Below are 13,408 nucleotides of genomic sequence, written 5' to 3' on the forward strand. Positions count from 1 at the left end.
TTGCAAGAACAGGAACATTTGATCAAGTCATCATAACAATTGTACAAGGTCACTGTGCACCAACGCTCCGGTAGGAGCTTTTCTTAAGATAATGGAATTGATATGTTCTTAATGAGCTGAACCATTCGATTATCGCAAGAAAAACTTCAGCTAAGCGAGGTCTGTCTTCTTTGAAAGTACGTCGATAGACGTTTTTTTTTACGTTTGCGGAACCACACTATATCAGTTATAAGGGTGATTACATGGGTGCAGCAACCCCCGTCGTTGAGTTAAAACAAATTACGAAGCGTTTCCCAGGCATTGTTGCCAACGACGCCATCAGCCTTCAGCTTCGTAAAGGCGAGATCCATGCGCTACTGGGCGAAAACGGCGCTGGTAAGTCAACGTTGATGAATATTGTATTTGGTCTCTATCAGCCAGATGAAGGTTCCATTGAAGTGAATGGCAAGCCTGTCATCATCGACAGCCCTAACCGAGCGATCGATCTTGGCATCGGCATGGTGCATCAGCACTTTAAGCTTGTACAGCCGTTCACGGTAACAGAGAACATTATTTTGGGATCTGAACCAACGAAGGGTCTCAATATTAATTATAAAAAAGCAGCCGCTGAAGTTCAGCGTCTATCCGAACAGTATGGACTGAAAGTAAATCCTCATGCCAAGATTCATGATATCTCTGTCGGAATGCAGCAGCGTGTGGAGATTGTTAAAACTTTGTATCGCGGTGCGGACATTCTTATCTTTGACGAGCCTACAGCCGTATTGACTCCTCAAGAAATCAAAGAACTGATGATCATCATGAAGAAGCTTGTATCTGAAGGAAAATCCATTATTTTGATCACGCACAAACTGAAAGAAATCATGGAAATCTCCGATACGGTAACGATTATTCGACGGGGTAAAGTGATTGATTCGGTCAAAACTTCGGAAACAAATCCGAATGAGCTGGCAGAGAAAATGGTGGGGCGGAATGTCACATTCAAAGTGGACAAAAAGCCGGCTACACCTGGAGCCAATGTGCTCGAGGTTAGCAAACTAACTTCCAAGAACAAAGAGGGTATTGCAGTTCTGAATCAACTTAACCTGAACGTTCGTGCTGGAGAGATTGTTGGAATCGCAGGCGTGGATGGTAACGGTCAAAGCGAACTGATTGAAGCCCTTACCGGACTTCGTAAAGTCGACAGTGGTTCAATTCTTTTGGAGGGCAAGGAGCTGTCCAATCATTCTCCGCGCCATATCTCGGAGTCGGGTGTAGCCCACATTCCGGAAGATCGACATAAACACGGACTTGTACTTGATTTTTCAGTGAGCGAAAATATCGTTCTGGAATCGTATTATAAAGCACCATACACCCGTAAAGGGTTCCTTAACTTCGATGCCATCAAACAGCAGGCGAAGCGGCTTGTTGAGGCATTTGACGTGCGTACACCAAGCATCGAGACCAAAGCTCGGTCCTTGTCCGGAGGAAACCAGCAAAAGGCCATTATCGCCCGTGAGGTAGATAAAAACCCTGAACTGCTTATTGCTGCGCAACCAACACGTGGTTTGGATGTAGGGGCTATTGAGTTCGTGCAAAAGCAACTGATTGCACAGCGCGATCAAGGGAAGGCTGTTCTGCTGATTTCATTTGAGCTTGATGAGATTATCAATGTATCTGACCGAATTGCTGTTATTTATGAAGGCCAGATCGTTGGCGAGGTGCTGCCGGAAGAAACCAATGACAGGGAGCTCGGCTTGATGATGGCGGGCAGCACCCAAAAGAGAGGTACTGCGCATGAATAACGTATTGAAATGGTTTACCCGAGATTCATTTATTTTGCCTGTAGTAGCTATTATTATGGGTCTTATTCTCGGTGGAGTTGTCATGCTGATTGGTGGCTACAATCCAATTGAAGCCTATGGTGCACTGTTCACCAAGGTATTTGGTGACATGTACAACTTTGGTGAAGCAGTACGGGAAATGACACCACTAATTATGACTGGACTTGCATTTGCATTTGCATCCCGTGCAGGGTTGTTTAATATCGGGGGAGAAGGTCAATTTCTCGTTGGTATGACCGCTGCAACATTTGTTGGTGTTAAATTTGCAGGTTTGCCGATCTACCTTCATGCGCCACTGGCTTTGATTGCCGGTGCATTGTTTGGTGGTCTGTGGGCCGCTATTGCTGGTTATCTGAAGGCGGCACGTGGGGTCAATGAAGTTATCAGCAGTATCATGTTGAACTGGATTGGTCTATATCTCGCCAACCTTATCGTTCGCCAATTCTTGCTGTTGAAGGGCGAGAATCGTTCCGTGGATATCAGCGAATCGGCTTCGATTAGTTTGACATGGCTTTCTGAGCTGATGGGCAATTCCCGTGTACACATGGGGACGTTGATTGCCCTTGTGATGGCTGTGCTCTTTTATATCTATATGTGGAAAACAAAACAAGGTTATGAAATCCGTGCGGTAGGTTACAACCCTAATGCGGCTGAATATGCAGGTATGCATGTTAACCGGAATATCGTAAAAGCGATGTTTATCAGTGGTATGCTTGCCGGTCTTGGTGGTGCATTCCAGGTTCTTGGTGTGTTCCAATACCAAACCGTAATGTCGGGTTCACCAGGAACAGGCTTTGACGGAATTGCAGTTGCCCTGATTGGTTTGAATCATCCGTTTGGGGTGTTATTGGGGGCAGTGTTGTTTGGTACCCTCACGTACGGATCTGCAGGTATGAGTTTTGCTGCGGATGTTCCGCCTGAGATTATTCGGATTGTGATCGGTTCGATTATCTTCTTCATTGCGGCACAAGGCATCGTGCGCTGGATACTTAAACCGTTCTATTCGAAGCGTAAGAAAGAGAAGGTGTTGTAGATGGACTTGTTGACAATTGGGCAAATTATCAATACGACGCTTGTCTTTGCTACGGCATTGATTTTTGCATCACTCGGCGGAATTTTTTCGGAAAAATCAGGTGTAACCAACCTTGGACTTGAAGGTTTTATGGTCTTTGGTGCCTTTGCAGCTGGAATCGGGGCGCATTATGCTCAAGAAGCGGGCATGGGAGGAACGACATCGGCCTGGATGGGGGTTTTGCTTGCGATTGTATTGGGCGTACTGGTATCTCTGATTCATGCCGTTGCGTCTATCACATTTAAGGCAGACCAGATTATCAGTGGTATCGTCATTAACTTTTTGGCAGCAGGAAGTACGTTGTACTTGGTTAAACTGTTGTTTGAAGGTTCTGGTGATTCACCGTTGGTTCAAGGCTTCAGCAAGTTTGATGTGCCATTGTTGAAAGACATTCCTTTGCTTGGAGAAGCCTTCTTCAAGAACGTATATCCAACGACATATCTGGCCATTCTGTTCGTATTCCTGACGTATTACATCATGTTCAAAACGCCATTTGGTCTGCGCCTTCGTTCTGTAGGTGAACATCCAAGTGCGGCTGATACGGTTGGTGTTAAAGTGCTTCGTTATCGCTATATTGGCGTTATGATCAGTGGTGCGCTTGCGGCCATTGGTGGAGCTGCGATTACGTTGACGACTACGGGTACATTCTCACACAATACGGTTTCCGGCCAAGGTTATATTGCCATTGCAGCTATGATCTTTGGTAAGTGGAATCCGATTGGTGCCTTTGGTGCGGCTGTCTTCTTTGGATTCTCACAAGCGATCCGAAATTATGTACAGTTGTTTGAATGGTCACAAAGTATTCCCCAGGAAATTATTTTTATGTTGCCTTACCTGCTTACCATCATCGTTCTCGTTGCAGCGGTTGGACGTTCTTCGGCTCCGTCTGCACTCGGTGAAGCATATGATCCGGGTAAAAGGTAACAACCTTTTCCATATCAGTTTAGCTATTCAGAGTTTTGACAAAGGGCCCGCCTTATGCGGGCCTTTTTTTGTTTTCTTGAGCGTCACAAAGCCGCTTTTTGACGTTTAACTTGGTTCTCGTGCAGATACCCATATTTTCAGGTAGGGACAAAGAAACAGGCGAATTCAGTGATGGACGAATACACTGTTTTGAACGATCCGAGGAGGAGGGGAAAGTATGAAACAACAAGTTACGCGTGATGAAGCGATGAAATTAATAGGCAAAAATATTGTTGCAATCAAAAAAGACGGCACTCGGGTTACGGGAAAGCTGTTGAAAGTATCGGGCAACAAACTGGTACTCAAGCGTTTGAATGGCAAAAAAGTACGTACAAAAGCGATTCTGCCACTGGTATTGTTTGATCTGCTCGCTATTGCCACACTGCCTTATGCTTATGGAGGTGGTCCCGGCTTCGGTCCCGGATATGGACCTGGACCAAAACCAGGCCCTGGATATGGTCCAGGCTACGGACCGGGATATGGACCTGGAGGACCTGGTGGCGGATATGGACCTGGTCCTGGATTCGGCCCTTATGGTCCAGGTCCACGCCCACCAGGATTTTTCTAGGACATTCTATAATGTTTTTTCCAATTCGTAGCAGCGGCTGATCATGATGTATCGAATCGCGCTGTATCCATTTTTTTGATAAAACTGAAGTCCTTTGGTATTTCCCTCATCCACCATCACTTTAGATCTTCGACAACCCCTGGATGCCGCAAAGCTCTCTGCTTTGAGCAACAAAGTTTGCCCGTATCGTTTGCGTTGTTCTTTCGGACTAACGGCCATCATATCGACATATAGCAATTCCCCATGCATGAGAAAATGGATGAATGCCACAGCAGCTTTGTCTGGCTCCGGCGAGACAACAAAGGTCATGCCCCTGTTCATTCGCAGGGGTATTTCTTTGCGGATTTTATTTATTTCCTTTTCGCTCATATGGGATAAAGGAACAAGTTGAGTGTCAATCAGCTTCATGATGGCGCCATCATCCAGCTTGGATGTGCGTTGCCGAATCACCATGCGGAGCCTCCTTTCAGGACCAGTCGTGCTGCTCGTATATCCTATGCCCGAAGCAAGATAAAAGGTGACTGAATGAAGCGCTGGGATTAGGGCAACCTTATAGGCTGGAGAGGGAGGAAGGAAGGTTCTCTGAATTTTTATGCAAAACAGGTATTGACTTATCGGTTGGAGGAATCATATAATGTTCCTAACATTTAACGAGAATATTTCATCGGCTATGAAGAGGACGAAGTTTTAAGGGCTCTTTTGCTCAGAGAGTGGCTGGAATTGCTGAAACCACCACCATTATCCCTTATATACGAGCTCACCTCGGAGCTGTTTTCCTGAAAAGCACTGGATGTCACTCCTTTCGCGTATTAGGGAAAATCGTATGTCTGCGTTACAGACAACAGGTATGGGAAACGACTATGTTCGTTTGAGCTATTCGTTTTGTTGTACCTGGTAAGGTCCGTTATTGCGAAATTTCGGGCAAAGTTGGGTGGTACCACGGAAGCGATAACCTTTCGTCCCTCGCAAGCATGAACTTGTTTGCAGGGGATGGAAGGTTTTTTTTGTAACTTTAAATGTCAGAATGGTGTAAATTCCGAGAGGAGGATGACTAATGGGAGCTCAAATTCCAGAAGTACGATCGACAGATGAATTACGTGAAAAATGGATGAAGCCGGAGGTCATTAGCGGTTCCGAGATTCTGCTGAGAAGCTTGTTGCTTGAAGGTGTGGATTGCGTATTTGGTTACCCGGGTGGCGCGGTGTTGTACATTTACGATGCAATGTATGGTTTCGAGGATTTCAAACACGTCTTAACCCGTCACGAACAAGGTGCAATTCATGCAGCTGACGGATATGCACGTGCAAGCGGCAAAGTTGGTGTTTGTATCGCTACCTCCGGGCCGGGAGCAACCAATCTGGTTACTGGAATAGCCACGGCATATATGGATTCTGTGCCGCTGGTTGTCATTACGGGAAATGTTAATTCCAGCCTGATCGGCTCGGATGCTTTTCAGGAAGCGGATATTACCGGGATTACAATGCCGATCACCAAACACAGCTATCTGGTAAAAGATGTTAAGGATTTGTCGAGTATCATTCATGAGGCGTTCCATATTGCCAACACTGGCCGTAAAGGTCCTGTACTGATAGACATCCCGAAAGATGTATCAGCCAACAAAACCTTGTTTGAACCAAGTACTGAACCTGTTACATTAAGAGGGTACAATCCACGGACAGTACCAAACAAACTGCAGGTTGACCGTTTGGCTCAGGCCATTCAGGAAGCAGAACGTCCAATGATTCTGGCTGGTGGCGGTGTGGTATACTCGGGAGGACATGAAGAACTGTTCGAGTTTGTTGAGAAGACAGGCATTCCAATTACGACTACTCTCCTTGGTCTAGGCGCATTCCCAAGTGGGCATGAACTATGGACAGGGATGCCAGGAATGCACGGAACATACACATCCAACCTGGCCATCCAACAGTCGGATCTGCTGATTAATATCGGCGCACGATTCGATGATCGGGTAACAGGCAAGCTGGACGGATTCGCTCCACATGCCAAAATCGTTCATATCGATATTGATCCGGCTGAGATTGGTAAAAACATTGCAACTGATATTCCAATCGTTGGTGATGTGAAGACCGTACTTGAAATAGCCAACAAAGAAGTTGGACGTGCAGAGCGTGCAGATGCATGGAGAGACCAGATCAAACAGTGGAAACAAGAGAAGCCGTACAGCTATACGGATTCAGACGAAGTGCTGAAACCGCAGTGGGTTGTTGAAATGTTGAATGATACAACCAAAGGTGAAGCAATTGTGACTACGGATGTGGGACAACATCAGATGTGGGCGGCACAGTATTACAAGTTTAATCAACCACGTTCATGGGTAACTTCGGGTGGTCTCGGAACGATGGGCTTTGGATTCCCTTCTGCAATTGGTGCTCAGATGGCCAATCCGGACAGACTCGTTATCTCCATTAACGGTGACGGCGGAATGCAGATGTGTTCCCAAGAACTCGCAATCTGTGCTATTAACAATATACCGGTAAAAATTGTGATCATTAACAATCAGGTACTCGGAATGGTTCGCCAATGGCAGGAACTCATCTATGAGAACCGGTACAGCCACATTGATCTGGCAGGAAGTCCGGATTTTGTAAAACTGGCTGAAGCATATGGTGTGAAAGGATTGCGTGCAACGAATAAAGAAGAAGCAGCGCGTGCTTGGCAGGAAGCTTTGGATACACCAGGACCAGTCGTTGTAGAATTCGTAGTACGCAAGGATGAAAATGTGTACCCAATGGTTCCGCAGGGAGCAACAATTGATCAAATGCTGATGGGGGATGCTGACGAATGATTAGACATACGATTTCAATATTGGTAAACGATCAGCCAGGCGTCCTTCAGCGGGTATCAGGGTTGTTCGGTCGACGCGGATTTAACATTGAGAGCATTACAGTAGGTCAATCGGAAGAACCTGGACTCTCCCGGATGGTTATTGTCACCATTGGTGACGATAAAACGCTGGAGCAGATAGAGAAACAATTGTACAAAATCATCGATGTTATTAAAGTGGTTGATTTCAGCCTGAAACCGATGGTAGCCCGTGAACTTGCTTTGATTAAAGTGAAAGCAGAGCCTTCCGAGCGTCCTGAAATTCTGGGTGTGGTAGAAACATTCCGCGCATCGGTTGTAGATGTTGGTCCAGGCAGCCTGATCGTACAAGTAGTCGGAGATACGGACAAAATTGATGCTATGATTGAATTGCTCAAGCCATATGGCATTCGCGAATTGTCCCGTACAGGCATTACTGCATTGGTACGCGGCAACGTATAAAGCTATAATGAATGAAGAGGGACGGCGGTTAGCTAACATATACAGTTGATCTTATGTGAGTGTCAGTCCCTTTACAGTTGTAATTTAACATTTTAGTGATGTAACGCTTGAAAATATAGCTACATTCCCGCATTAATGGGCGGGTGTCTGAACGGATCGGATCAGACCAGAGATGCTTTTGACACTCCAAGCGAGTCGGTCCCTTGAGACACCCGCTCATTAATGAAGGGTTCTTTACAATACAAAGGAGGACTTATAAACATGCCAGTAACTACTTATTATGAACAGGATGCAGAGCTTAACGTATTGAAAGGAAAAACGATCGCGGTAATCGGTTATGGTAGCCAGGGCCACGCCCAAGCTCAAAACCTTCGTGATAGCGGATTGAATGTAGTCATCGGACTTCGTGAAGGTAAATCCTTCGACACTGCAAAAAATGACGGATTTGAAGTTCTGTCCCCGGCTGAAGCAACAAGCCGTGCAGATGTAGTTCAAATCTTGCTGCCAGACGAAACTCAAGCTTCTGTATACAAAAACGAAATCGAACCAAACCTGAAAGAAGGCGCTGCATTGCTCTTCTCACACGGTTTCAACGTTCATTTCGGTCAAATCGTTGCTCCAAAAAACAGCGATGTATTGCTGGTAGCTCCTAAGTCCCCTGGTCACATGGTACGTCGTACTTATGTGGAAGGTTTTGGTGTACCAGGCCTGATCGCGATTGAGCAAGATGCAACGGGTAAAGCTAAAGAAATCGGTTTGGCTTATGCTAAAGGTATCGGTTGTACACGCGCAGGGGTTATCGAAACTTCCTTCCGTGAAGAAACAGAAACAGATCTTTTCGGTGAGCAAGCTGTTCTGTGTGGTGGCGTGAGTGCATTGGTAAAAGCTGGATTCGAAACATTGACAGAAGCGGGTTACGCTCCTGAAATGGCATATTTCGAATGTCTGCACGAGCTGAAGCTGATCGTTGACATGATGTATGAAGGCGGACTTTCAAGCATGCGTGATTCCATCAGTAACACAGCTGAGTACGGTGACTATGTAACTGGACCTCGCGTTGTAACTGAAGATACGAAGAAAGCAATGAAAGAAGTGCTGACGGATATCCAACAAGGTAAATTCGCACGCGACTTCATTCTGGAAAACCAATCCGGACGTGCATTCCTGACAGCAACTCGTCGTAACGAAGCTGAACACCCAATCGAAGTGGTTGGCGGACAATTGCGTGAGATGATGCACTGGATCAAGAAGTAAGCATTAACTTCTAGAACATGCATTTTAAGGTATTCAAGTAAACTTAGAGCTTTAACTGGGAATAGCGGCCGTGCTTATGCGTGAGCCGCTATTGCTGGTTCAGAGAAACATATAATAACAAGTACAGGAGGTGCGAAGCGTGCGTAAAATCTATGTATTTGACACAACGCTGCGTGATGGAGAGCAATCCCCGGGAGTCAATCTGAACACTCGTGAAAAGGTGGAAATTGCCCATCAGCTCGAGCGGCTTGGCATTGACCGGATGGAAGCGGGTTTCCCGGCGGCATCTCCAGGTGACCTGGCAGCTGTCAATGCAGTAGCAAATGCGGTCAAAAATGTGACTGTAATTGGCTTGTCCCGTTCCAGAGAGCAAGACATTGATGCGGTTAAGGAAGCACTTAAAGGTGCACAGGACCCGTGTATTCACGTTTTCCTGGCAACTTCACCTATTCACCGCCAACATAAATTGCGCATGGACAAAGCTCAGGTACTGGATACAGCTCGTTCCGCAATTCGTTATGCGAAGAAAACATTTTCGAAGATCGAATTCTCCCTTGAGGATGCAGGTCGTACCGAGTATGATTTCCTCGTGGAAATGGTGAATATGGCTGTTGAAGAAGGTGCAGCCGTCGTGAATATTCCGGATACGGTTGGTTACCTGAGCCCATATGAATACGGAAACATTTTCAAACATCTCAAGGAGAATGTACACGGTATTGAAAAGGTACAGCTGAGTGCCCACTGTCATAATGACTTGGGTATGGCGACGGCCAATACACTTGCTGCCATTCTCAACGGAGCCGATCAGATCGAAGGTACGATCAATGGCATCGGTGAACGTGCGGGGAACACGGCGATCGAGGAAATTGCTATGGCACTGGAGACACGTCAGGAATTTTTCCAGGCAAAAACATCGCTGCAGCTGTCTGAAATTGCACGGACCAGTCGTTTGGTTAGTCGTTTGACAGGTATGGTTGTGCCTGGAAACAAAGCCATTGTTGGGGCAAATGCCTTCGCACATGAATCCGGCATTCACCAGGACGGCATGCTGAAGGAAAAAACAACGTATGAGATTATGACTCCAGAGTCCATCGGTCTGAAGGAAAGCAAGCTTGTACTGGGTAAACATTCTGGTCGGCATGCCTTCCGTGAGCGGTTGATTGATCTGGGATATGAGCTGGAAGAAGAAGCATTGAATCGGGCTTTCGCCCAGTTCAAAGATCTGGCTGATAAGAAAAAAGAAGTTACTGACGAAGATCTGCTTGCCGTAATCGAAGAGAAATTGCAGGATGCACCTGAGGTGTATAAACTGGAATCCATCTTCGTAACGTACGGAGATGAATCGGTACCAACGGCCAAAGTCCGCATTGCAACGCTTGACGGGGATACGCTTGAGAAGCAAGCAGAGGGTAATGGATCGGTAGATGCAATCTACAATGCGATTGACCAAGTGAGTGGGGAAGACGTAACGTTGTCTGACTACTCCATCAAATCGGTAACGCATGGTAAGGATGCATTGGGTGAAGTACATGTTGTGCTGACTCAGAATCAGGTTTCGGTACAAGGACGCGGCGTAAGCACAGATATATTGGGTGCAAGTGCACGTGCCTATGTAGACGGCCTGAATCAATTGATTGAGAAGCGCAAGACATATACGAACCGTGTAAACGTTAACCTGTAGGCTCCGATGCAAGAAGCACGCACCCTTCATTGAACTGAACTATAAGCCGAGACACATGTATGCTGCTAGAATAATCAATCTTTAATTTAATTGATTTAGTAGATCGTTTCGGCTTACTTTGCTCCGTTCAGTGAGGGACGTAAAGAGTCTGACTCTCCTGTGGAGGGTCAGACTCTTTTGCTTGTATTTATATAATTATGGCAGTGAAACACAGTGAATATTTTACGGTTATCATCACATTGACTTACGCTATCAAGCTATTACCACGCGTATGCATTAGGTGCATGTCCACCTGGACCTGGGAAAATCTCATCCAGACGTTTGAGCACAGCTTCATCCAATGTCACGTCCAGACATTTGAGTGCGGTCTCAAACTGCTCCAGCGTACGTGGTCCGATAATCGGGGCGGTCACTGCAGGATTGGCTGCAACCCATGCTAAAGCCACCGTATCCTGTGGTTCACCGAGATCACGACACAGTGTGGCAAAGTCTTCAAGCTGAGTTTGCTGCTGCTCGATCCGTCCAGCGATCCCCCCGCTGCGTGTTCCTTCCACCTTCTGCAGAGCGTTACGTCCCAGTAAACCACCATCCAGTGGACTCCATGGAATGACGCCGAGGCCCAGCTCTTTGGCAGCGGGCAGTACTTCCAACTCAGGCAAACGACAGTTGAGACTATATTTATGTTGTTCGGAAACCAGGCCGAGGAAATGACGATTTTTGGCTTCGCTTTGAGCGATTGCAATCTGCCATGCAGCAAAGTTACTTGATCCTACATAACCGATTTTACCCTGATGAACGGCATTCTCGAACGCACCCCACAGCTCATCCCATGATATGGCAGGGTCTACATGATGCATCTGGTACAGCTCAATATGATCGGTCTGTAAGCGGCGGAGGGAACCCTCGAGATGCCGTCTGATTTTGTAGGCGGAGAGGCCAGCTTCGTTGTTGGGACCATCTGTATCATCATGCATGGAGCCGTAGACTTTGGTGGCCAGAACGACTTTCTCACGTCTGCCACCACCCTGGTTGAACCAGCGTCCGATAATTTCTTCGGTAAGACCGGAATTCTCACCCCAGCCATAGATGTTAGCGGTATCAAAAAAGTTCACGCCTGCATCAAGTGCTGCGTCCATAATTCGAAAAGCTTCTTTTTCATCTGTAGCAGGCCCAAAATTCATGGTACCGAGACAGATTCGGCTGACCTTGAGGCCTGATTTACCCAAATACGAATATTGCATGTTGCTTATCCCTCCTGCGTACCTGATTTGAATTCAGCTATATTTTAACCCAGCCGGGAGGTCAGAACAACTTGGAAAGGCCAATCTCTATTGGCTTATAGGTAAAATCTATTAAAGTCATAGATTGTATATCTTGGTCAAATGACCTTGGAATATGATACAAAAGAGAGAGTTAATATGAGACGTTACTTTATGAATAATTAATGAATGAAATATAAGGAGTGGACAACCCAATGGCAGACGTAAAAAAAATTGCAGTTATTGCAGGTGACGGAATCGGCCCTGAAGTCGTAGCTGAGGCTGAGAAAGTTCTTAAACGTACGGAGGAAGTATTCGGTTATCGTTTTGAGACAGAGCATGCCCTGTTTGGTGGAATCGCGATTGATGAGAAGGGTACACCTCTTCCTGAAGAAACACTGAGCGTATGTAAAAGTGCAGATGCAGTTCTGCTTGGAGCGGTTGGTGGTCCTAAATGGGATAACAACAGCAAAGAGCTTCGCCCGGAAACAGGCCTGCTGGGTATTCGAAAAGCACTTGGATTGTTCTCCAATCTGCGTCCGGCTGTTGTATTTGATTGCCTGAAGGATGCTTCAACTCTGAAGCCTGAAGTACTGGAAGGTACAGATCTGATGGTGGTACGTGAATTGACAGGTGGGATCTACTTCGGAGAGAAGTTCAGACGTGAAAGTGCACAGGGCGAAGAGGCTGTGGATACATGTGCATATAATGTAACAGAAGTGGAGCGGATCGTTCGTCAGGCATTCGAAATTGCGCAAGGACGTCGCAAAAAGCTGGCTTCTGTAGACAAAGCCAACGTATTGGAAACTTCCCGTCTCTGGCGTGAAGTTGTGAACCGGGTAGCACCGGATTATCCGGATGTTGAATTGGAGCATGTACTGGTAGACAACTGCGCAATGCAATTGCTGCGTCGTCCGTCCAGCTTCGATGTCATCGTAACGGAAAACATGTTTGGAGATATCTTGAGTGATGAAGCAGCTATGCTGACAGGTTCCATCGGTATGCTTGCATCTGCTTCACTGGGAGAGGGCAGCTTCGGACTCTATGAACCGGTACATGGTTCCGCACCGGATATCGCAGGTCAAGGCCTCGCTAATCCGATTGCAACCATTCTCTCTTTGGCGTTGATGTTCCGTACAACCTTTGGTTATGCAGAAGGTGCGGATGCCATTGAAGCAGCTGTGTCGGATGTATTGAACGCAGGACACCGGACAAGTGATATTGCTGTAGACAAGAGCACAGCGATCAGCACGACCGAAATGGGCGATTTGATCGTGGCGGCTATTCAGAAACAGGCGTAATTATATTACCAACTACAGGCAGCCCTTTGTTTCCAGTTATGGAATGTACAGAGGGCTGTTCATTTATCATTTTTGCCACGTAAAATCCTTATTTATAATGATTATAAAAAAATAATGTTTATAATCTTGACTTTGGGAAGTCCGGATGATAACATTTTACTTGTACTTGTTATCAAGGTTCAAATCATTTTAATTACAGGAAAAG

At 46.3% G+C, this 13,408-nt stretch carries 11 protein-coding genes; 9 read left to right on the forward strand and 2 right to left on the reverse strand.

Annotated features, from left to right (window positions below):
* Positions 1–242: 242 nt before the first annotated feature.
* From MHB85_RS08715 to MHB85_RS08730, 4 genes are all read left to right on the forward strand, one after another.
* Complete coding sequence (locus MHB85_RS08715) at positions 243–1,781, forward strand: ABC transporter ATP-binding protein (protein WP_341072779.1); 1,539 nt, start codon at positions 243–245, stop codon at positions 1,779–1,781.
* On the forward strand, positions 1,774–2,853 hold the full coding sequence (locus tag MHB85_RS08720; protein WP_036610168.1) for an ABC transporter permease: 1,080 nt from the start codon (positions 1,774–1,776) through the stop codon (positions 2,851–2,853). Before MHB85_RS08715 ends, MHB85_RS08720 begins: the two co-directional genes overlap by 8 nt.
* Positions 2,854–3,816, forward strand: coding sequence for an ABC transporter permease (locus MHB85_RS08725; RefSeq protein ID WP_091014847.1), 963 nt, complete (start codon positions 2,854–2,856; stop codon positions 3,814–3,816). It begins immediately after the preceding gene.
* Between the two features lie 217 nt (positions 3,817–4,033).
* On the forward strand, positions 4,034–4,423 hold the full coding sequence (locus tag MHB85_RS08730; RefSeq protein ID WP_047842246.1) for a hypothetical protein: 390 nt from the start codon (positions 4,034–4,036) through the stop codon (positions 4,421–4,423).
* A 6-nt stretch (positions 4,424–4,429) separates the two neighbouring features.
* Here the strand turns inward: MHB85_RS08730 and MHB85_RS08735 are convergent, their stop codons facing one another.
* Positions 4,430–4,873, reverse strand: coding sequence for a GNAT family N-acetyltransferase (locus MHB85_RS08735; RefSeq protein ID WP_237176231.1), 444 nt, complete (start codon positions 4,871–4,873; stop codon positions 4,430–4,432).
* A gap of 604 nt (positions 4,874–5,477) precedes the next feature.
* Here MHB85_RS08735 and ilvB point away from each other — a divergent pair.
* The 4 genes from ilvB to MHB85_RS08755 all read left to right on the forward strand — a co-directional run bounded on the left by ilvB (position 5,478) and on the right by MHB85_RS08755 (position 10,643).
* Positions 5,478–7,229, forward strand: coding sequence for a biosynthetic-type acetolactate synthase large subunit (ilvB, locus tag MHB85_RS08740; protein ID WP_036610160.1), 1,752 nt, complete (start codon positions 5,478–5,480; stop codon positions 7,227–7,229).
* Positions 7,226–7,708 carry an acetolactate synthase small subunit gene (gene ilvN / locus MHB85_RS08745; protein WP_024628317.1) on the forward strand — a complete coding sequence of 161 codons (483 nt, stop codon included), beginning with the start codon at positions 7,226–7,228 and terminating at the stop codon, positions 7,706–7,708. Before ilvB ends, ilvN begins: the two co-directional genes overlap by 4 nt.
* 261 nt (positions 7,709–7,969) lie before the next feature.
* On the forward strand, positions 7,970–8,962 hold the full coding sequence (gene ilvC, locus MHB85_RS08750) for a ketol-acid reductoisomerase (RefSeq protein ID WP_036669754.1): 993 nt from the start codon (positions 7,970–7,972) through the stop codon (positions 8,960–8,962).
* 139 nt (positions 8,963–9,101) lie between these two features.
* Positions 9,102–10,643: a 2-isopropylmalate synthase gene (locus MHB85_RS08755; RefSeq protein WP_017689653.1), complete on the forward strand. Its 1,542-nt coding sequence runs from the start codon at positions 9,102–9,104 to the stop codon at positions 10,641–10,643.
* Positions 10,644–10,903: 260 nt separating this feature from the next.
* On the opposite strand, the gene MHB85_RS08760 is transcribed toward MHB85_RS08755, so the two are convergent.
* The gene (locus MHB85_RS08760) at positions 10,904–11,884 is read right to left on the reverse strand and encodes an aldo/keto reductase (protein WP_105597944.1); all 981 of its coding nucleotides are present in this window, start codon (positions 11,882–11,884) and stop codon (positions 10,904–10,906) included.
* A gap of 233 nt (positions 11,885–12,117) precedes the next feature.
* Here MHB85_RS08760 and leuB point away from each other — a divergent pair, with 233 nt between their 5' ends.
* Positions 12,118–13,203, forward strand: coding sequence for a 3-isopropylmalate dehydrogenase (gene leuB, locus MHB85_RS08765; protein WP_017689651.1), 1,086 nt, complete (start codon positions 12,118–12,120; stop codon positions 13,201–13,203).
* Positions 13,204–13,408: the final 205 nt, after the last annotated feature.

This window comes from Paenibacillus sp. FSL K6-4396 (assembly GCF_038002525.1).
GTDB lineage: Bacteria > Bacillota > Bacilli > Paenibacillales > Paenibacillaceae > Paenibacillus > Paenibacillus amylolyticus_B.